We start from the raw sequence: 19,651 nt of genomic DNA on the forward strand, positions 1-19,651 counted from the left end.
CTATTAATTTCCGTTTTCCCATCCCGGATTTTGTTCGAGTTGGGGGTTCAGCACTCGTTCATTACGTGGAATGGGGTTGAGGTAATAATAATCCGGCCATAAATGATTCTGTTTGGGATGGAACTCAAGATATCCTTCGGCAGCGCCGCCATCAATTGTCACATTGGTTCCTACCGGGAAGTCAGATGCCCGTACATATTGTCCAAGTTTCTTTTTCAATGCATAGTGGCATTTCTTCCATCTTCTCAAGTCATCAAAACGGAAGCCTTCAGAGAAAAGTTCAATGCGTCGTTCACGTCGTATTTCCCACAGTAATGGGTTTACTTCGTAGTCGCCGGGATAATCGGAATTTCCCATATCACGCTTCGGGTCGAAAGCTACATTGATTTCCGAAACTTTCATCAAGCCTACGTTAGCGCGCGGACGCAGCTTGTTGATAGTGGCATCTGCTATGGACTGGTCGAACTCGTCCAGTTCACACATCGCTTCCGCATAATTCAGCATTACTTCCTCAATGCGGAAAATGGGCATGTCTGTCTCTTCATTTCGCTGGCTGCCCATGCTCAAATAGCAACAGTAGTATTTCCAGTTATTATATCCGAAAGCTGATTTATACCACGGTTGGTTTTCCAAATAGAAATCAAAGTGGGGGGATGCTCCCAGAATACCACCGTCATACCCTTGACGGAACGGCAATAACTTCTGTCGCTCTTTGGTTGTGCCATATCCTATTCCCATACGGGTGCTGAGACTGTCGATAAAACTCCTGTCTTTTGGAGTATCTGTAAATTCCCATTTATTGTCCCATGCGGTGGTTGATTTTGAACGGTCTACCTTGTAAGGTGGGGTGATATGCAACCATAAACGGTGATCGCGATTACTGAACTCATTATATAAATCCTCATCACCTGAAAATAGTCCGCTAGTCCAGCGTGGCTTGCCGTCCGAGCAGAGATAGCTGTCCACCAAATCCCGGGTCGGATTATAGAAGGATGTGGCAGTAGTTCCACCGATACTGACGGCGTGTACTACGTTTACGGCATCCGAGTATTCTCTGTATAAAATCACGCCTGCAACGTCTTTCAGTTCCAGCGAGCAGAATAAATCATCGTAGCAGTCAGCTACGTTCGGATAAGTTTGCATTAATTCGGCAGACACCCTTTTACATTCCCGCAGATAGGTTTCCGCATCATTCAAACCATGATATTTGCGCCATGTACCTTCAAACAAACAGAAACGTGACAACAGGGCCTGTACACATGCTTTGTTGATGGTATTTTTACCTTCTCCATTTACGTTGATGTTCTTTTCTGCATATTGCAAGTCTTCCAGGATATGTTTTGCTATTTCGTCTCTGGAAGCCCTCGGCCCTTTGATTAGTTCTGTTTCGTCATCGCTTAATACATGGTCAATCCAAGGTACGCCGCCATAACTCGACAGGAGAGAAAAGTAGCGATAACTACGGAAGAAATATCCTACAGAACGCCAGTTCGCTTTCTCTGTATCTGTCATCTCACTGCCTTCGATGTGGTCGAGCATCAAGTTGGTACGGCGGATGAAACTATAATAATCCCAGGTAGTATCATCTTTTTTGTCGGGGATAGTCACCAGCTTCCTGATCCAGTTGCTTTCACTGGTTCCTCTTGTCTGGTTGTACGAGATGTCATCCGTGGCGTTTTCCGAACCATATCCCAATGAGGGCAAAGTTTCATATAGTCCCCAGGCATAAGCCTTGAAGTTATCGTATGTTTTAAAAGCAGTTTCGGCGGTCGGGTCTCCCAGAGGATATCTTTCCAGAAAATCATTATTAAGACAACCGGCTAATAAAACTGTACATATTAAATATAGATATTTTCTCATAATGCTTTGGTTATTAGAATGTAACATTGATTCCGAAGGAGAATTTTCTCATAAATGGATATTCCCATGCGCCTTTTGTCAACATATCGGTTTCCAATCCTTCCGGCAGGTGATCCCAGGTATATAGATTTTCTCCACTGAAGAATACTTTCATTTCGTCAAAATATATATGCTTCGACCATGTCTTGGGTAAAGTGTACGAGAGCGTGATATTCTGTAGTTTCAAGTAAGAGGCATTTGCCAGATACTTTGTCTGTTTCCAGCGATTGTAACTTGTGGTTACTCCGTCGTTGGAATATACGCGCGGATAATAAGCATTGGTATTTTCCGGAGTCCAGAAGTCAAGTGTTTCCTTGAACAAACTTCCCCAGTTTCCAGTAGGCCATGCAATCTGGTCGGTACGCCAGTAATCCCGCTTGCCTACTCCGCGTAAGAAGATGGATAAGTCGAGCCCTTTCCAACTCACTCCTGCCGTAATACCGTAATGGAAACGTGGAGTTGAGTTACCGATGATACGTTGGTCGCCCGGGTTGTCTGCCGTTCCTTCACCGCTCCAGATGGTTTCTGTATCGTCGTCGAAGTTTTTATATAGTACATCTCCCGGATTAACTTTTCCGGCTCCTTTCGGTATAGGGATTCCTGCTTTTAGTGTCCCGTCTGCGTTGAAGTCGTCTTCGGTGTAGAAACGGTCGGTAACGTATCCCCAAATTTCTCCCATTTTCATTCCTTTGCGATAGATTTTATCACCTAACAGGTTTGTATCGTTGTTATATTTCGTGATTTCACTTTGTGAGTCGTACAGGTTAAAGCCAATCCGGTAACTCCAGTCTTTATTAATCCGGTCTCTCCAGTTTAATTCCAGTTCCCATCCATAGGTCTTCAGGTCAGCGGCATTCTGTTTGGCGGCAGTAGCGCCCACTACCCATGGAAGATCCATGCCGGGCGCCAACATTCCTTTGGTGTCACGGCGATACCAGTCGAAAGTTCCGTTAAGGCGGTTATTGAAGAATCCGAAGTCAATGCCGAAGTCCAGCGTATAAACTTTCTCCCATGAGAAACTGCTGCTGACCATTGCGGGGGCATTCAGTGAGGTTGCCTTTTGTCCGTCTACCAACCATGTCGTAAGATAAGGTGACATGGACGGGATGTATGGATAGTTGTCAGGAGTGTCATCCGGCTTCATGATAATTTGGTTTCCGATGGAACCCCATGAAGCACGCAACTTCAGGTTTGAGAGGATAGTCCTGATATTGCTCATAAATGCTTCTTCCGAGATTCTCCATCCGGCGGAGAAAGAAGGAAAGAAACCGAAACGATTGTTCTTCGGGAACCGGGAAGTACCGTCATAACGCCCGTTTGCTTCAAACATATATTTGCCATCGTATGCATAATTGACACGGTAGAATAAACCTCTGATAGCATATTCATCGAAACTGTCGGTAACGGAAGTCGTGCCGGTTGAACCTGAAAGGGACGGCAGATTCTCCAACAGTACGTCCGTACGTTGTGACCATTGCGATTCTTTATGGCTTTCTTCCTGGTTATATCCTCCCATAACGGCAATGTCATGTTTGCCTATGGAAAAGTCGTAATTGGCAAATACATTGACAGCGTTATAATTGGTAAACCCTTGTGTCAGGGCATAACGTGAGTTTTCTACATTGTTCATGACCCCCGTAAAGTTGAATCCCATATATTTATACTTGTTGACGTACATGCGGTTATATTCGGTAGTCCGGTTATATGTATATTCACCTGTAATCTTCAATCCTTTCAGCGGGGATATGATAACACGGCCCAATGTGCGCAGGTTGGTTTTCTTGATAATCCTCGGTTCCCCATAACGTACATAAGTAGCCGAAGTTTCTGCCGGATATACGACACCATCTTCTTCATACGGTAATATATTATGGTAGGATGGCAGTGTCATGGCACTTCCCCACACGCCGTTGCGGCCACCTTGCTCTACTTTGTTTTGGGTTGAATTCGCATACCTGATATCCAATTGGGTGGTAAGCCATTTGTTGACGTCCACACTGATGAAGCTGGACATATTTATGCGGTCGAACTTGTCTTTGTCCGTTACCAGAATTCCGTCTTCACCGGTATATCCTAAACTTAAACGATAACTCGTACGTTCACTACCTCCTGATACGGAGAAACTATGGTTCTGCATGAACCCGAAGTTATCCATCATATCGGCAAACATGTCATTTTCCCGCATTAAGAACAAATTACCTTGTTCGTCAAATATATACCCGTTCGGATATTTGGAAGGATTACTTTGATAATCACGTATGTATCCTTCCCACTGGGTAATATTTTTCCCGTCCACATAAGTGTCATTGGCCCATCCCATTTCCTTATAGGCTAGCACCGACTCCAACGGGCTGGCTTTTTGCGGTAATTCCGAAGCTTTGGAGAAAGAGAAGTTATTGTTATAATTGAATCTGGGAGCCATGTCTTTCTTGCCTTGCTTTGTTGTAATCAGGATAACGCCGAAAGCGGCACGTGCCCCATAAATAGCTGCGGAGGCGGCATCTTTCAAAATGGATACAGATTCAATATCCTGCGGATCAATCATATTGATATCCATCGGTACATTATTGACTAATACCAGAGGTTCACCACCGTTGATAGACGTTGTTCCACGAATATTGTACGTCATGTCATCACCGGGAGTGCCGGTGGCTGATTCAATTTTTAATCCGGGAACTACCCCTTGCAAAGCTGCCGAAACGTTGGTTATCGGACGGTCGCCCAGTGACTCTTTGACATTGACGGCTGCTACCGCTCCGGTCATATTCACTTTTTTCTGTGTACCGAACCCTATGACTACCACTTCGTCCATCGTTTGTGTATCTTCCTGCAACTGTATATTGAAGGATGTTTTATTTTTGACGGAAACTTCTTGCGGCATATATCCGATGTAAGTAATCCGCAGTTTGCTGTTTGCCGGAACCTCCAATGAAAACTCTCCTTTCACATCGGTGATAGTAGCTTGTTTACTGCCCTCTACAAGGACATTAGCTCCTATCAAGGGCTCGCCCTGCATATCTGTGACGATTCCCCTTATTTTTATATTCTGTTGGGTTGTATTATTGGAAGGCATTTCTGTTTTTGGCGGAACAGGGACTATGATGATATGTTTCCCTTCCGGTCTGTAAGTGAATCCGGTTCCTTTTAATACCGAGTCCAGAACAGAAGAAACCGTTTCTTTGGTGAAATTGACGGTTACCTTTTGTTTGACGTCCAGTTTCGTCTGATTATAAGCAATGCTTAAATCAGTCTGGGCTTCAATACTTTCAAATACTTTTAATAGAGATTGGTTTTTCATAGATACCGTTATCTGCTGATTTTGCCCGAAGGCTGTGTTATAAAAACATAAAGCAAATAACAATATATAAAATTTATGAATTTTTACGGGGTAATTCTTACCCGATAACTTATAAAGTTTCATACTTTTGTGAGTTAATCATTAATACTAATTTAAGTGTATGCTACAAATTTGAATGAAGTAATTTTGATTGATTTAGGGGAGTTGGTATCCGCGAAGTACCGGCTCCCTTTTTTCTGCCTATCTGCCTCCTTTCTTGTTTTGAGGTGAATAAATTAAAAGCACGTTCTCGTCCTCTACTTTATAATCGATGCTTCCTATCGTTTTTGTTACAATATTCATGATATCTTTGATAGGAGCTTTATGTTTGAATTTGATCGTATATACATCCGTAGTGGCTAGATGTGGTGGAACGATGATATGTATATTATATATTCTTTCTATTGTAGTGAAAATGTCCTTGAGGGTCATTCCGGCAAAGTTTAATTCACCTTTGGTCCAACCGGAGTATAAGGAAGCGTCAATGATTTTTTTATTGAATTCTCCGGTTGGATTGTCATATTCAAGTTGCTCATCGGGTGTCAGGGTAATGATGTCCTCATCGTTCGATTTCTGAACAACAATTGAACCTGATTCAAGAGTGGCGATTGTTTTTTCATCTTCCGGATAGGCGTGTACGTTGAACTTGGTTCCCAAAACTTTAACTTTCAGATGGCTGGTCTTGACAATGAACGGATGTTGGCTATCTTTCTTTACATCGAAATTAGCTTCTCCCATCAGATATACGGAACGCATGTCATTGGCAAATTTCTGTGGATATATTAACAATGTCCCTGAATTGAGATGCGCTATGGAACCGTCGGGCAAAGTAATTTGCCTCTGTTCTCCCTTAGGCACAAAGTATTCTACCAATTCTACAGGTTTTTCATCGGGTTGCATATACAAGTAAGCTATCCATATGGACAGCAGAGGGATGAGTAATGCTGCCGCTACTTGTCCCCATTTGCGTAACGTATAAGAAATGGCTGTTTTTTGTGAATGCGGCAGCTTCTTGCGGAAATTCTGATAAGAGCGTATGGTGCTTGCATCGGTTTTGAATTCCTGTTCTTCCCATACCTGCATCATTGCTTCTTCCTTCTCGTCCTGCCCTGCGGAGTCAATGATCCATCTCCACATCTTTTCCTTAAGTTCGGGACTGAACTTGTCGGAAATAAAATTTTTAATTATTTTATAGGTATTCGACATATTAATGTTTTTATGGTGATGGTTTCTTATATAAGATACGTAGCTGGTCAACTACGCACGGTCTGAATTCATCTTTTTTTAGAAAAATAGAATAAAGGCAATAAATAGCACTTTCCGTATGTCTGTGAGGGCTTGTGAAAGATGGTTCTCGACAGTCCGTTTATTGATGCCTAACGCTTGGGCTATTTCGTCACTGCTCATTCCTGATTCCCGGCTCATCTTATATATTTTCTTCCGTTGCGGAGGCATTTTTTCCACAACCATTGCAACCAGTAGTTCGAGTTCCCTGAGTTGTATATTGTCGTCAGTTTCGTTGCTTTCCGGTGTGGAAACAATCTTCTCGGCTTGTTTTTGCTGGTAGTTTTTGAATAGTAACGCACGTTCGATATGCCGGTATACCGCATTTTTGCAGACACGGAAAAGATAAGATTTGAAATTGTTGATTGTATTGAGGGATGAGCGGTTGCCCCACAGCATTAGAAATATATCCTGCGATATATCTTCCGCTTCTTCCGGTGATTGCAATAATCCGGTGATAAATCCTTTGACTTGTGGATAATAGTGCAGGAAGAAGGTTTCAAAAGCCTTCTCGTCTCCTTTACTGATAGCCTCTAAAAGTTGTTTTTCATTAAAAGGTTGCATGCAGTTGAGGTTGGGTGAATACTATCAATCGTGCAAAAATAAGTAATTTTTATATCTATATCCGGTTATTAACAAAAAAACACTTTTTACAGTGAAATGAAAGTTCCGACGTGTATAGGAGTGAAGTGCTCCAAAAAGTACTCCCTATGTGAATAAATTGGATGGACTTGATTTTTATAGAAAGGAAAAGCCGCAGAAAATCAACGATTACCTGCGGCTTTTATTTTGCACGGGAGGAGAGGCTCGAACTTTTTTTCTTTTTTGGGGTTACTCCCTGGCATTGAGTATCAAACAACTACATTTATAAAAATGGGTTGATTGTATATTGATTTGTCCGAAATCTGTCCGAGGACTATTGGCGATTTTGCAACACGCTGACTAGTGTTTCAAGTGTTTTAATTCTCTTTTCTTTTTCTTCCAAAAGCCGCTCTAAATTTTCTATTTTCGTTTTGTATTCATTTTCCGCAACAGTTGTAATTGTGTTGCCGTTTCCAATAGCATTGCCATTTCCAACTATGTGTCCATGTACGGGAGTGAATGATACCTGTCTTTCAAAAAAGGTATCCATACTAACTTGAAAAAAATCCGCAACAGGTTCAAGTCGCTTAACGGTAGGATTACCTTCTATAATTTGTTTAAGCGCAGAATTTCCACTTTTTTCGCGTGATATATACTCTAAAAGTGTTTTGTTTGGTATTCTTCTTGAATCCAATAATTCTTTGATAATGTGTCCGTTATACATATAAATGTGTTATATAAACATTATTTAACTATATAAATGTGTTTTATAAAACACATTTACGGGTTATTTGTGATATATTTGCGCTATAAAAATAATGATAAATATTATCATAAACACATTATTAACCTCAAAAATTACAATTATGAGTATTTTTGACTACTACAAAAGTCTTTCTGGTTATAAAAGAAAGCAAGAGTTCCGCAAGAAAGTAATGGAAAAGTGTGATATCAGCTATCCCACATTTCAGTTGAAAGTTCACAATGATAGTTGGACTAAGTTAGAACGTGAGGCCGTCGAACGAATCATTCAAGAAGAAAATGCTGACAAAGCTTGAATTTTATAATGCACCTGATGGGCAGATTTGCGTTAAGCCGGATGGTGCTGGTATGTTTATTCTTGATGAAAGTCAAAGGGATATCATACCTGAAATGTTACTCGAAATTCAAAGTTTTTGGCCTGATGCTTTTAAAAGATTGAGTGAGATATACTCCACTTCTTCGCTTAATAGAATTTGTTTTGAGTTTAGAATGGTACGGCGATTCTGTCGGTGCAATTTTGGTGTCTATGATACAATGACTTGGGATATTGACGAGTATGGCGAGTGGCATTTTGAACAGGTTTCCTGTCCACTACGCGGGGAATGTCCTCATGAGGGAGTTATATGTTGTCCAAAACTCAAAACTAGATTGTCCGAACGTGAATTGGAAGTTACCAAATTATTAGCACATATGTCACCGGAAGAAATAGCAACAGAGCTTAATCTGTCGATACGGACTGTATATAATCATATACAAGCTATCAAAATAAGATTGAAGTTAAAGACAATAGCCCAAATTGCAGCATGGTATAAATCACATAATCAATAAGGATATGAAAAAACAAGTTGAAATTAACAATAAAGTATTGGAAGTATTATTAGATATAATACATGAAGAAAACCTTCCAATTAATGTAGATGTTGGAGAAAGATTTGTAGATGATAATGGAAGTATTTCTGTTAATGTACTCTTTGACTACGAATCCGAACATTCGTCACTATTGAATGAGACAATATGTAAGGCAATCAATTTAACTTTTGATTTAACAGATGATTAATGTATACATGAGCAAAAATTATAAAGAACGTGCCGCCTACGCATGGATACATGAAACAGGTCGGAATATTCCCCGAAAACTATTATACCGGATTAAACGCAAATGGTGGCGGCATAATTACGACATCGGAGCAATGAGAGCTAAAAGAAAAAATCATTTAGAGTAAATTTTAATATAGATATGAATGAAATTGCATACGGCGGATCACTTTATGAATATAGAGCTTCCGCAAACAATGGAGAAGTGAAGTTATATGTGACTATGGACAGTGCTAAGGCTATAATAACAGATAAAAACGATAAAGTATTATTTGATGTTTCTGTTAGTATTGTTAGTCAGCTATGTATTTATCAAATGTCGATTTAATCCAAAATAGAATAGAAAGGAGTAAATTATGATTGGAATTTTAAGAAATGGGCAAAAAATTGAAATAAAGAAGATTATACCTGCTTGGAACCAGGTAGAAGCTATTGATGACCAAATATTTGCTCTATGGGAATTTGATGTTATATATAATTCTTGATAAGAAGGATATGAATATTAAAAAACAAAAGAACTTTGCCAATGGTACTGTTTACTGTCTCCAGTTGGAAGATGGCAAATTAATCGAAACAACTGACACATTTCTGCCGTATTATACAAAAGATGCTATCGGTAGAAAACAGAATATGTTAGATAATGATAAACTTGGTGATAGGTCTGAAAGATGGATGATAGGTGTATCTGTTATGAGCGGTTGCCCGGTAGGTTGCAAGTTTTGTGCAACTGGCAACATGAAAGGCTATCGAAATCTGACGGCAACTGAAATTGTAGACCAAGTTTGGTTTGCCATCACAAAAGCGGGGTTTAATCCTTTGCAATCTAAAGAATTTAAGATAAACTATACCCGAATGGGAGAACCATTCTTGAATATCGAAGCGGTCAAAGAAGCTATTGAACGTATTTCTGAGATTTATCCTAATGCACATCATTATGTTTCAACGATTGGAATTAAGTATAGCGATTTTTCTTGGATAAAGGATAGTATCACTCTTCAAATTAGTTTGCATAGCTTAGATGAAGAACATCGCAACTGGCTTATTCCATATAGGAATAAAATGACGATTTCAGAGCTTGGTATGATAGCCACTAGAAGTAATCTGAAAACTACATTGAACCTCACTTTGGTTGATGAAACAGATTTCGATATAGAGAAACTAAAAGAGAATTTTTCACCGAAATACTTCTTTATCAAACTAAGTCCGATTAATCCGAACACAGTATCAGAGAAAAACAACCTCGGCAAAGGTGTTGTCGAGGGAGTCAATTTAGTATAAATCCTTTAAATTTTTCATTATGACAGAAACAATGAAACTTGAATTAGAAGCTGCGGGATATGAATATGCCGTTGCTGTTGCGACAAAAAGTGAAGTGGAAAACGGTGCTGCTTGCGGACAGCTTTCTATTATTGCAGAGTAACCAATCGGAGCCATCTTCTTTTTTGAGGATGGCTCATAACAGAATAAAAATGAGTAGAAAGAAAAAAATAGATGACCGTAAGCAGCTTCTATTGCGGTACAGAATCGATGATAAAGAGCGTGTATCTTTTATCGATCCCTGTTGCGATGAGATACCGGCCGAACTATTCGGTGAGATAATGAAAGCATTTTCTCATATTCAAGAAAAGTGGAATAACTCAATTTCAAAGAATGAGTTAACTTACTTTTTTGAGACAATGAATAAAACTATCATGTCTGGTGAGATTATAGCAGAAAAATATTCTTCAGTTGAGTTAAAGAGTGATATAAAAGCCGTACTTCCTGGCGACCGGGATATAAAGACTGTCTTTTTTGCGACTGAAAAGAATATTTTGTTTCTACGTATATATCCTCTCTATTACCAGTTATCTAAGTTAGGCTATATGCAAGACATTACAATAAATAAACTAGGATACTTGTTACGTAACCATCCATCCTTTATAGGACATGTTGGTTCCAAATGCTTCAGATATAGCGAACTTGAAACGGATAAAAGAATCTGTTCGAGCTGTATGGCACTTGATTATGATTTATTTTCAGCAGCATTCAAATAAAAGAAGAAATAATCAAAACAAGATAAATCAAAGAACAATGGAAACAAAGAAAAGTATGATTCTATCTGAAATAAAAAGGAATATTATGGAAAATGAAGAATATCTATGTATTAATTGCGCTAAAAAGATAGAATGTTATGGACCTGACATCAAATTAGAAGAACCTGATTTATGTATTCCTATAAGCTGCATAGATTATCAAGATATAGAAGAGAAATTTAATTAATAGAATAATTATGAGTAGAAAGAAAAAAGCAGATGACCGTAAGCAACTTTTGATACGGTATAAAATAGATGGAAATGGGCGTGTGTCTTTTATAGACCCTTGCTGCGATGAAATTCCAGCTCGGCTTTTTGGTAAGATAATGGAAGCCATATCCAATGTAGAGAAAGAATGGAATACTCGTAGGGAAAATAAACTTAGCGTATAATAGGATATGTATGAGCGAAAACACTCTTTTTCAATTAGAAGAAATGCAGGATAATACAGCTACTGCGATTCGGGAAAGCGATACACGTATTCAATATATGAGTAAGTTGTTCGCAAAAAAAACAAATTTTTCAAGTGATACGTGTCATTTGATGATAGCTTATCAGAAAGGTGCGATAGACATGAAAAAACTCGTTATTGAAGCATTGTGTAAAGATTGCCCATGTCGAGGTGATTGTAAGAAAAATGATGAGTATGTTGATTGTGAATCATACATCAATATTTGTGCGGTATTTGATAAATAACGAATAACAATTAAAGATATGAATAATTACCAATTATTTAAAATTGAAACATGGGAGAAATACAAACCTTCAGGAGTGGATTTCACCCATGTATTTTACACCGATAAATCTGGTGAAGTACGAAAAGTTAAAGGTACGATTACTGTGATGAAGAGTGCTCTGGTCAATGGCAAGCGAACTAGAGTACCAGGTAAAAGAAAAGTTTATTGGGATGGTTACGGGCGTTGTTATGTCGGTACTCACAATATGAGGAAAAGAAATTTTGATATTCCATTAAATAATAAGTAAAATGGTAAATCTGAGCCAATATATACCTGAAACAAATAGAAGCTGGATACAAGATATGTCGGAACGTTTGGGCGAAGATGTTTTGTTTGAGTATTATAATCGTGTTTTCATTAGGATGTTTAATATGAAGCACCGGGAATCACTGTATATATTGCACGAGGTTTTACCTGAAAATTATGAACTGTTCATTAAATGTGTTTACACTTGTATGAGTGAATTGGCGGCCTATGGAATGAATGATTATCATTTGGAAAATAATGCTACAGTGGTTTACCGCAGTTGATTTTTTCCTTCAGATAAAAAAGTGATAGGTTCGCAAAAAAATAAAGGCAATGATAGAGGATAAGTATATTGAGCAAATATTAGATAGGGCTGACATTGTGGATGTCATAGGACAATTTACAGAACTAAAGAAGAGAGGTTCTAATTATGAAGCCTGTTGTCCGTTACATAAAGAAAAAACGCCCTCATTCAAGGTTAATCCGGTCCGTGGAACCTTCCATTGTTATGGATGCCACAAAGGTGGTAATGCAATAACCTTTATGATGGAACATGAAGCAATGAGCTTTCCTGAAGCGGCAAAGTATTTGGCGCAAAAATATGGAATTGCTATTGAAGAGGAAAGGGCGACACCCGAACAGGAACAAAAACGGATGAAACGTGAATCTATGTTCGTCATCAACGCCAAGTGTGCGGAGTTATTTGTTCAAAACTTGCAACGCGAAGATGCAAAGGATGCTAAACTCTATATTGAAAAGCGATGGGGCAAAGATTATGCAGATGAAATGCAGATTGGTTTTGCCCCGAATGAGTGGAACGTACTGTGCAACTTTGCAAAAAAAGCATCTCTTTCGATAGATATATTATTGGAGTTGGGACTTATTAAAGAGAGCGAGAAAGGGAAACAATACGATTTTTACCGGGATCGTATCATTATTCCCATACGGGACCGCTATCGACACATTATAGGATTTACGGCACGTAGGCTATCGGATAATAAAGAGATACCTAAATATCTCAATTCTTCAGAATCGGAGATTTATTTAAAACACAATTCAATATTCGGAATTGATGTTGCCATCCGTCAGGCTGTTAAGGAAGATAAGTTTTATGGGGTAGAGGGTGCACCGGACGTAATGCAGATGCAACGCATATATGTGAACAATACGGTTGCTCCGCTTGGTACGGGATGGACAAAGAATCATTTTGAACTTCTGAAAAAATACGCAACTCGGATTTGTTTTCTTCCGGACGCAGACCCGCCAAAAGAAAATGAGAAGTTTGGCCCTGGAATTACCTCAGTCATGAAAAGTGGACTGATGGCTATGCAGTGCGGATTTTCGGTATCTGTCAAAGAGATACCGATGGGCGAGGGACAAACAAAAAATGACCCGGATTCATTTTGTACCAACAAACCGAAATTCGATTTGCTTGAGGAAGAAGATTTCATCACTTGGTATGCTAAAAATATATTTCAGGAAGCCATAACCACTGAAGAAAAAAGCACTGCTATCAACTCTATATGTCAGATGGTGGCTATGGTGAAAGATGATGTAAAAGAATCAATGTACTTAACGAAGTTGCAGGATTTATACAAAAATAAATCTTTGTGGACTACGGCAATGAATCAGGCTAAGAAGTTGATTCAGGCTAAGAAAGTATTGAATGATGGGAAAAAGATAGACCGGGATTTATATGGGCGCTATGGTTTCTATGAAGAATATAATTCTTACTATTCTATCACTAAAGATGGGCAGCCCTGGCAATGGTCAAATTTCGCCATGACACCTATGTTTCATATCAAGGATTCTCTGCTCCCCAAACGTCTTTATAAAATAAAGAATCAGAATAAACAGGAGGAATTGATTGAAATGAAACAAGAGGATCTGGTTTCATTATCAAAATTTAAACAGAAAGTGGAAGGGTTGGGGAATTATATTTGGTTAGCAACCGAAAAAGAATTGACCAAATTGAAAATGTTCCTGTATGAACAAACGGAGACTGCCGTCGAAATCACGCAACTCGGTTGGCAGCGCAAAGGATTTTTTGCTTTTGGTAACGGAGCGTTTGATACAGAATGGCATCCGGTGGATGAATATGGAATTGTTCGTTTGGAGTCTGGAAATTATTACCTTCCTGCTAGCAGTAAGATATACCGGGACGATGTGAAGCTCTTTCAGTTTGAACGGCGTTTTATTCACACCACATATAGCGGAGTTACGTTGAACGAATATGCGGAGAAGTTAATAAAAGTGTTTGGAGACAATGCAAAAGTAGGTATCTGCTTTTTATTGGCTACATTATTTCGTGATATAATAGTTGGCTATACAAAGAGTTTTCCTATTCTCAATCTTTTTGGTCCAAAGGGTTCTGGTAAGTCGGAATTGGGACATTCTCTAATGTCGTTCTTTATTATAAAGAATACTCCGCCTAATATTCAAAATGCTACTATTGCAGCTATGGGAGATTTGGTGGCACAATGCGCAAATGCCTTAGTGCATATTGATGAATATAAGAATACGATTGATATTGATAAGCGTGAATTTCTGAAAGGTCTGTGGGATGGCGCGGGGCGTAGCCGTATGAATATGGACCGGGATAAGAAGCGGGAGATAACCAGCGTCGATTGCGGTGTTATTTTATCCGGTCAGGAGATGACTACTATTGACATTGCCCTGTTTTCACGGTTGGTATATCTTACATTCAATAAAACAGAGTTTTCTAATGATGAAAAGAAAGCGTTCGACGAATGTAAAACGATTCGGGATATGGGGCTTTCTCATTTAACATTGCAGCTATTAAGATACCGGTCAAAAATGGAGACAGAGTTTTTAAGCAACTACAAACAGTGTATGAATGATCTTAATGAACGTCTGAAGAATGAAAAAATTGAAGACCGCATTCAAAGGAATTGGGTGATCCCATTGGCGGCATTTCACACATTGGAAGCTGTTGTTGATGTTCCTTTCTCCTATAAAGAGATGTTGGATATAATAGTAACAGGGGTTATCAGGCAAAATCAGGAATGTAAAAGTAATAACGAACTTGCTAATTTTTGGAATGTGGTTTCTTATCTTTTGCAGGATGGTGAAATATTTAATGAATCTGATTACCGGATTGAATATATGAAAAAGTTTAAATCTAATGTGATAAAGAATGGGATAGAGTATATACGACCTAGACCTATTCTTTTGATGAGAAGAACTCGTATCTTCATGCTTTATAAAAAGTTCGCTAAACAGGTAGGTGATTCTGCACTCCCAATTGAATCTTTAAAATATTATTTGGAAAACTCAAAAGAATATATGGGAATTAAAAACTCTGTACGGTTTAAAAACATTCAGAAGGGAATGGAAGTCACTGCCAGGATGGAAACAATTGATGGGAAAGAAAAGTTTGGAAAGACAACTATGGTTGAACAAGCCATGTGTTTTGATTATGAAATGATAATGAATGCCTATAATATCAATTTAGAAGTTGACACAGGCATAGAAGATAATTCATTAGATACAGAGCCAGAGCAAAGTCCTGAATCCGAATCGCAAAAGAAGTTTAATTTTTAATCCTATACTAAAATATCATTGTCGAGGGTGTAGACGCTGTGAAGCGGATGCACCCTTTTTCTTATATACCTTTCGCAAATGCAGATGAATTAGTTTGGGATGATAATAGCTTCTACATCTTCTACACTTTCTACAATGTTATAATAGAGATAGTTACATATATTATAATGCTTCTATATTGTTCTACAAATTTCTACAAATATAGAAAAATGCCATTCTTTTCTACAAATCATTTCATATTCTACAAATGTAGAATAATCATTTTTTGTGTAATTATCTGATTATTAGATTGTTCGCTGTGTGTATAAAGTGTAGTAGGTGTAGAATCGAAAATGGGTGTACTATATATAATATATAAAAGTGTTATGTATATTGATTTAGTATTATATATATTACTTTTGTAGGCAAATTAATTAAATATGAAAGACTTCGTTATATACATCAAATTAGAGAAATACCTGTCTCAGTGGCTAACCTCTGCTCTTGGAAATCCGGTTCGGTTTCCGGCGCAAAGTAATGAAAACTCTGTCATTCGTCGTTTTCTTCAAAAACTTCCCCAGGGCAAACAGCCGGAGATGATGTTTGAAGGAGCGACCGCGATTGTCATTCCTGATTCCAAAGCCAAAGACCCTGCTATTTACAACTACTTGGGACCACGTGCCAAAGAAGCAGTAATTGAAGCGATAGAAGATTTATTCCGTCGAAATATGTGGAATGAATTGGGGGATATGTCTGACGGTTCGGTAGGCTTAAATAAGATGATCGCCGCCTGGTGTGAACTTCATGGTATTGATGATGATTACGCAGAGACAGTACGGCAGAAATACTATCGTATTCGTAATGCATATAATAAAAAAGGCGTGTTTTTAGGTTCTTTAACAAGAAAACGCGAGGATAAGGGCGCCTATTTTGAACAACCCCGAACAACCCCGAACAGTCATGTATAGCATATTAAGACAAGTCAAAAAAGTAGAGATGATTGAAGCCAGGCATTTGACCAATTCTACGATAGTTAATAATTCCGGTATTCTTCTTGAAATTTACCGCCCGTTTGATGAACTTGATGCAATCGGATTATCGTCGGTTGAAAGTTCGGATAAAATAGATGATAAAGTGCGTATCTACACTTCAAAGCTTACAGCTCTTCTTCCGCAGCGGATAAATGTTGGTAACAGGAAATTATGTTTCCGGGTAACAACCGTGTCCGGAGAACAATTTTTGATAGGAACGGATAAATCACCATACCCTCTTGTTACTTTCAATGAAAACTATCCAAATTCTCCATCTGCACAATGCGGTTGTACTATGACTGTAACCTATTCTAATACCATTCCTATGCTTTTACAGCTAGATTGAGGTCTTTTTATTAAATAAGGTATAGGCGTAATATTGCAATAAAAAAGATTGCGATATGACGTATAATCTCAACATTGACGACTTTATCGGTCGTTGGGGATATTCTAAACAGTATATCCATAACCAGTTGGCAGGACTGAAAGGCAAACCTGTCAATGTACGTATCTCTTCTCTTGGTGGCTCTGTTGATGATGGGTTGGATATTCGTCAACAATTCATTGACCACGGTGATGTTACTGCTTATTTATATGGTTGTGTTGCTTCCAGTGCTACTATTGTGGCGTTGGGAGCAAACAAAGTCTGTGCTTCCAAATACTCCATGTTCATGGTGCATAAGGTCAGCAATTGGATTGACGCCTGGGGACAGTACAACGCGGATCAGATGGAAGCACTTATTCAAGAGCTGAAGGAAAATAAGCTGCAAAATGACAAGTACGATTTAGTACTGGCTAGTATGTACGCAGATAAATGCAAGAAACCTATAAATGAAATTCTTGATGTTTTGAAGGCTGGCTCCTGGTTGACCGCTCAAGAAGCATTAGACTATGGCTTTATTGATGAAATCATCGAGAAAGACGATGAAAAATTTGATTTTGCCAAGGTTGAGGAAAAATTGAATGTGCTCGGTTTTCCGGCGCTTCCTTCCCGTAAGCATGACGATAATGAAAATTCGCTAGGAAATGTTCTTCATAACATTTCTGTAAAACTGGATCGCCTCATTTCTCCATTAAAGGCGAATACGGTGTCACCCTCAGATATTACTAATCATAATGTTATAACAATGAAAAAAGACTATTCAAAGGTCAACACCATCCTGAACGTTGAAGGCTTGGAGTTTGACAAATCCGGAAAGGTTGCACTTTCCGAAGACCAGGTTAAAGCCCTCAACGATAAAGTGACTTCTCTGGAAGAGGAAGTGTCAAACCAAAAAGAATCGCTTGCCCAAAAAGATGAGCAGATTGAAAATTTGGGTAAGAAGCCAGGTGATGATACCGTTAAGATTGAGGGCGGTGAGGGAGACGATAAAGTGACGGCAACGTCTATGTACAACCAAGTAAAAGAATATATCTAAGATGGAAGGAATCGGAGTTAATATTAATAGCGAGGACCTTAGCAAGACCGCTCGCAAGTATAGAAAAGATTTTCTGATGATGCCTGTTTTGGCATTATCGGCTTCTTTGCCCTATATGAATTTAAGACCGGGTATTCGTTATTCGGAGACGGTCGGTGAATTGTCGGGAGACATCCAGTTTGGACCTTATAGTGAGACACGTGAGGATAATGACGAAGTAATCGTTAATCCAAGAACGTTGTACACGTATTTCGGTTCTGTTGTTCGCAACTTCTCACCCAATAAGATTTATCAGTCCATGTGGGGTTCGAACATTACGAAAGGTGAAGGGTTGAAAACAACTGAAATCACCCGTTTGGTCGTTGCTTATCTTTCCGCTCAGTTGGGTAAGAATTTGAATAAAGTGCTCTGGAACGCAGTAAGAAATGAAGCCGGGGAAAAATCCAAGGATTTGTTCAATGGCTTTGATACAATTACGAAAAAGGAACTGGATGCAAACAAGCTGACTAAAGACTTAGGCAACTATTTCACTATTGACAAGATAGACAAGACCAATGCTGTTGATGTGCTGAAGGAAATTTGCCGGGCTGCCGACGAACAATTGACTGATGAAGAAAATTTGCAGCTTATCGTTCCTAAACATGTGTTGCAGGATTACTGCGATGATTATCAATTGGCCGTAGGGGCTATTCCTTACAATAAGGAATATAAGCAATATACTGTTGAAGGCTTTGATAATGTTCACATTATCCCTATGTCAAACAAGCGTAACAGCCCGTTTATTCATTTGACAACTAAGCGTAACCTGTTGGTTGGCGTTAATCAAATGGGAGAAGAGGAAAATATTGAAATAGCCCGTTTTAAAGCTTTCACGCTTCAGTTTATCGCTACGATGTTTTTTGGCGTTGAGTTTGAAACAATTTCAAAAGAACGTTTGCTTGTTGCAGGAATTGATGGTGTAGCGGCTATCTAAGAAAGGAGGAAAATATGGCTAATAAATGCGAAAATTCAAGTCTATATGAATCTTTAGAGTGGTGTGACGGAAGAACCACTCTTCCTGGTATCAGACAACGGGTATATTTCATACCCAAATCCGAAATTGTAGAGTGGCCTAAGCTTCCTTCTATTAAGGAAGCTAAAGCCATGGGCGAACTGGCTACTTATCAGGGTAATTTTGTTTTGGCTGCTGATAAAAAGTGGCGGTCATTGGATGCACTGGATGCAAAGTCAAATGTCACGTCTGAATCTCAAGGCGAAAAGCCTTCCCGGACATCACTGAATAAATCAACGTTGAAACATGCCGGAACGGATGAAGAAGCGACAGGATTCGCACGCCAGGCTAATATTGATAACCTCGTGTACCTGGTTCAGCAGCGTAACAAAAAATTCCGTGTACTCGGTTCGGATGAATTTGATGTGGACACTAAGGCGTCACAGGCTTTAGGGGAAGGGTACAATGGAGAAGCGGGAACAACATTGGAAGTCGAAGCTACGGATGTATGCCCCGCGCCTTTCTATCCGGGTAAAATCGAAACAGAAGATGGAGATATTTCCGGTGCTGATGGTTCGGCATGGGAAGATGCCCCTGTGGAATAATATTTTTCTTTCAGTTTAATTGGTGTGTTTATGGTGGTGGCGTGGCTGG

The 19,651-nt window shown here is 39.0% G+C and carries 23 protein-coding genes; 18 read left to right on the forward strand and 5 right to left on the reverse strand.

Annotated elements, in window-relative coordinates:
* Positions 1–3: 3 nt before the first annotated feature.
* From BQ7997_RS20970 to BQ7997_RS20990, 5 genes are all read right to left on the reverse strand, one after another.
* On the reverse strand, positions 4–1,860 hold the full coding sequence (locus BQ7997_RS20970; protein ID WP_073348492.1) for a RagB/SusD family nutrient uptake outer membrane protein: 1,857 nt from the start codon (positions 1,858–1,860) through the stop codon (positions 4–6).
* Between the two features lie 13 nt (positions 1,861–1,873).
* Complete coding sequence (locus BQ7997_RS20975; protein WP_073347904.1) at positions 1,874–5,320, reverse strand: TonB-dependent receptor; 3,447 nt, start codon at positions 5,318–5,320, stop codon at positions 1,874–1,876.
* 117 nt (positions 5,321–5,437) lie between these two features.
* Positions 5,438–6,442 carry a FecR family protein gene (locus BQ7997_RS20980; protein WP_073347905.1) on the reverse strand — a complete coding sequence of 335 codons (1,005 nt, stop codon included), beginning with the start codon at positions 6,440–6,442 and terminating at the stop codon, positions 5,438–5,440.
* A 78-nt stretch (positions 6,443–6,520) separates the two neighbouring features.
* A complete protein-coding gene (locus tag BQ7997_RS20985; protein WP_022138773.1) occupies positions 6,521–7,084 on the reverse strand; it encodes an RNA polymerase sigma-70 factor in 564 nt (187 codons plus the stop codon).
* A 352-nt stretch (positions 7,085–7,436) separates the two neighbouring features.
* Positions 7,437–7,826 (reverse strand): hypothetical protein, encoded by a 390-nt coding sequence (locus tag BQ7997_RS20990; RefSeq protein WP_073347906.1) that lies wholly within the window; start codon positions 7,824–7,826, stop codon positions 7,437–7,439.
* A gap of 142 nt (positions 7,827–7,968) precedes the next feature.
* On the opposite strand from BQ7997_RS20990, the gene BQ7997_RS20995 reads away from it, so the two are divergent.
* The 18 genes from BQ7997_RS20995 to BQ7997_RS21075 all read left to right on the forward strand — a co-directional run bounded on the left by BQ7997_RS20995 (position 7,969) and on the right by BQ7997_RS21075 (position 19,602).
* Positions 7,969–8,160, forward strand: coding sequence for a hypothetical protein (locus BQ7997_RS20995; RefSeq protein WP_073347907.1), 192 nt, complete (start codon positions 7,969–7,971; stop codon positions 8,158–8,160).
* Complete coding sequence (locus tag BQ7997_RS21000; RefSeq protein ID WP_073347908.1) at positions 8,144–8,692, forward strand: response regulator transcription factor; 549 nt, start codon at positions 8,144–8,146, stop codon at positions 8,690–8,692. The genes BQ7997_RS20995 and BQ7997_RS21000 overlap by 17 nt, the downstream gene beginning before the upstream one ends.
* A 4-nt stretch (positions 8,693–8,696) precedes the next feature.
* On the forward strand, positions 8,697–8,921 hold the full coding sequence (locus tag BQ7997_RS21005) for a hypothetical protein (RefSeq protein ID WP_139260944.1): 225 nt from the start codon (positions 8,697–8,699) through the stop codon (positions 8,919–8,921).
* A 7-nt stretch (positions 8,922–8,928) separates the two neighbouring features.
* On the forward strand, positions 8,929–9,087 hold the full coding sequence (locus BQ7997_RS25535) for a hypothetical protein (RefSeq protein ID WP_159436786.1): 159 nt from the start codon (positions 8,929–8,931) through the stop codon (positions 9,085–9,087).
* 14 nt (positions 9,088–9,101) lie between these two features.
* A complete protein-coding gene (locus tag BQ7997_RS21010) occupies positions 9,102–9,287 on the forward strand; it encodes a hypothetical protein (protein ID WP_073347910.1) in 186 nt (61 codons plus the stop codon).
* 28 nt (positions 9,288–9,315) lie between these two features.
* The gene (locus tag BQ7997_RS26025) at positions 9,316–9,444 is read left to right on the forward strand and encodes a hypothetical protein (protein ID WP_262481151.1); all 129 of its coding nucleotides are present in this window, start codon (positions 9,316–9,318) and stop codon (positions 9,442–9,444) included.
* 10 nt (positions 9,445–9,454) lie between these two features.
* Positions 9,455–10,237: a radical SAM protein gene (locus tag BQ7997_RS21015; protein WP_073348493.1), complete on the forward strand. Its 783-nt coding sequence runs from the start codon at positions 9,455–9,457 to the stop codon at positions 10,235–10,237.
* A 191-nt stretch (positions 10,238–10,428) separates the two neighbouring features.
* Complete coding sequence (locus tag BQ7997_RS25805; RefSeq protein WP_073347911.1) at positions 10,429–10,992, forward strand: hypothetical protein; 564 nt, start codon at positions 10,429–10,431, stop codon at positions 10,990–10,992.
* 37 nt (positions 10,993–11,029) lie between these two features.
* Entirely contained in the window at positions 11,030–11,218 is a 189-nt protein-coding gene (locus BQ7997_RS21025; protein ID WP_235817335.1) for a demethylase, read from the forward strand.
* A 10-nt stretch (positions 11,219–11,228) separates the two neighbouring features.
* Complete coding sequence (locus tag BQ7997_RS21030; protein WP_073347912.1) at positions 11,229–11,423, forward strand: hypothetical protein; 195 nt, start codon at positions 11,229–11,231, stop codon at positions 11,421–11,423.
* Between the two features lie 10 nt (positions 11,424–11,433).
* Positions 11,434–11,727 carry a hypothetical protein gene (locus BQ7997_RS21035; protein ID WP_073347913.1) on the forward strand — a complete coding sequence of 98 codons (294 nt, stop codon included), beginning with the start codon at positions 11,434–11,436 and terminating at the stop codon, positions 11,725–11,727.
* A gap of 18 nt (positions 11,728–11,745) precedes the next feature.
* On the forward strand, positions 11,746–12,015 hold the full coding sequence (locus tag BQ7997_RS21040; protein ID WP_083589321.1) for a hypothetical protein: 270 nt from the start codon (positions 11,746–11,748) through the stop codon (positions 12,013–12,015).
* 332 nt (positions 12,016–12,347) lie between these two features.
* Positions 12,348–15,578, forward strand: a complete 3,231-nt coding sequence (gene dnaG / locus BQ7997_RS21050; RefSeq protein WP_073347915.1) for a DNA primase — start codon at positions 12,348–12,350, stop codon at positions 15,576–15,578.
* A gap of 419 nt (positions 15,579–15,997) precedes the next feature.
* The gene (locus BQ7997_RS21055; protein ID WP_073347916.1) at positions 15,998–16,525 is read left to right on the forward strand and encodes a hypothetical protein; all 528 of its coding nucleotides are present in this window, start codon (positions 15,998–16,000) and stop codon (positions 16,523–16,525) included.
* Complete coding sequence (locus BQ7997_RS21060) at positions 16,518–16,934, forward strand: hypothetical protein (RefSeq protein ID WP_073347917.1); 417 nt, start codon at positions 16,518–16,520, stop codon at positions 16,932–16,934. The genes BQ7997_RS21055 and BQ7997_RS21060 overlap by 8 nt, the downstream gene beginning before the upstream one ends.
* Positions 16,935–16,989: 55 nt before the next feature.
* Positions 16,990–18,006 (forward strand): Clp protease ClpP, encoded by a 1,017-nt coding sequence (locus tag BQ7997_RS21065; RefSeq protein ID WP_073347918.1) that lies wholly within the window; start codon positions 16,990–16,992, stop codon positions 18,004–18,006.
* Position 18,007: 1 nt separating this feature from the next.
* A complete protein-coding gene (locus BQ7997_RS21070) occupies positions 18,008–18,979 on the forward strand; it encodes a hypothetical protein (protein WP_073347919.1) in 972 nt (323 codons plus the stop codon).
* Between the two features lie 14 nt (positions 18,980–18,993).
* On the forward strand, positions 18,994–19,602 hold the full coding sequence (locus tag BQ7997_RS21075; RefSeq protein WP_073347920.1) for a hypothetical protein: 609 nt from the start codon (positions 18,994–18,996) through the stop codon (positions 19,600–19,602).
* Positions 19,603–19,651: the final 49 nt, after the last annotated feature.

The organism is Bacteroides congonensis (genome assembly GCF_900130125.1).
Taxonomy (GTDB): Bacteria; Bacteroidota; Bacteroidia; order Bacteroidales; family Bacteroidaceae; genus Bacteroides; species Bacteroides congonensis.

Coding starts and splice junctions, on each gene's coding strand:
- BQ7997_RS21075 (WP_073347920.1), top strand. CDS start 18,994: ATGGCTAATAAATGCGAAAATTCAAGTCTATATGAATCTTTAGAGTGG.
- BQ7997_RS21035 (WP_073347913.1), top strand. CDS start 11,434: ATGAGCGAAAACACTCTTTTTCAATTAGAAGAAATGCAGGATAATACA.
- BQ7997_RS21055 (WP_073347916.1), top strand. CDS start 15,998: ATGAAAGACTTCGTTATATACATCAAATTAGAGAAATACCTGTCTCAG.
- BQ7997_RS20990 (WP_073347906.1), bottom strand. CDS start 7,826: ATGTATAACGGACACATTATCAAAGAATTATTGGATTCAAGAAGAATA.
- BQ7997_RS21040 (WP_083589321.1), top strand. CDS start 11,746: ATGAATAATTACCAATTATTTAAAATTGAAACATGGGAGAAATACAAA.
- BQ7997_RS20970 (WP_073348492.1), bottom strand. CDS start 1,860: ATGAGAAAATATCTATATTTAATATGTACAGTTTTATTAGCCGGTTGT.
- dnaG (WP_073347915.1), top strand. CDS start 12,348: ATGATAGAGGATAAGTATATTGAGCAAATATTAGATAGGGCTGACATT.
- BQ7997_RS21005 (WP_139260944.1), top strand. CDS start 8,697: ATGAAAAAACAAGTTGAAATTAACAATAAAGTATTGGAAGTATTATTA.
- BQ7997_RS21070 (WP_073347919.1), top strand. CDS start 18,008: ATGGAAGGAATCGGAGTTAATATTAATAGCGAGGACCTTAGCAAGACC.
- BQ7997_RS25535 (WP_159436786.1), top strand. CDS start 8,929: ATGAGCAAAAATTATAAAGAACGTGCCGCCTACGCATGGATACATGAA.
- BQ7997_RS21015 (WP_073348493.1), top strand. CDS start 9,455: ATGAATATTAAAAAACAAAAGAACTTTGCCAATGGTACTGTTTACTGT.
- BQ7997_RS21010 (WP_073347910.1), top strand. CDS start 9,102: ATGAATGAAATTGCATACGGCGGATCACTTTATGAATATAGAGCTTCC.
- BQ7997_RS21000 (WP_073347908.1), top strand. CDS start 8,144: ATGCTGACAAAGCTTGAATTTTATAATGCACCTGATGGGCAGATTTGC.
- BQ7997_RS21065 (WP_073347918.1), top strand. CDS start 16,990: ATGACGTATAATCTCAACATTGACGACTTTATCGGTCGTTGGGGATAT.
- BQ7997_RS21025 (WP_235817335.1), top strand. CDS start 11,030: ATGGAAACAAAGAAAAGTATGATTCTATCTGAAATAAAAAGGAATATT.
- BQ7997_RS20980 (WP_073347905.1), bottom strand. CDS start 6,442: ATGTCGAATACCTATAAAATAATTAAAAATTTTATTTCCGACAAGTTC.
- BQ7997_RS21030 (WP_073347912.1), top strand. CDS start 11,229: ATGAGTAGAAAGAAAAAAGCAGATGACCGTAAGCAACTTTTGATACGG.
- BQ7997_RS25805 (WP_073347911.1), top strand. CDS start 10,429: ATGAGTAGAAAGAAAAAAATAGATGACCGTAAGCAGCTTCTATTGCGG.
- BQ7997_RS20995 (WP_073347907.1), top strand. CDS start 7,969: ATGAGTATTTTTGACTACTACAAAAGTCTTTCTGGTTATAAAAGAAAG.
- BQ7997_RS20985 (WP_022138773.1), bottom strand. CDS start 7,084: ATGCAACCTTTTAATGAAAAACAACTTTTAGAGGCTATCAGTAAAGGA.
- BQ7997_RS20975 (WP_073347904.1), bottom strand. CDS start 5,320: ATGAAACTTTATAAGTTATCGGGTAAGAATTACCCCGTAAAAATTCAT.
- BQ7997_RS21060 (WP_073347917.1), top strand. CDS start 16,518: ATGTATAGCATATTAAGACAAGTCAAAAAAGTAGAGATGATTGAAGCC.
- BQ7997_RS26025 (WP_262481151.1), top strand. CDS start 9,316: ATGATTGGAATTTTAAGAAATGGGCAAAAAATTGAAATAAAGAAGATT.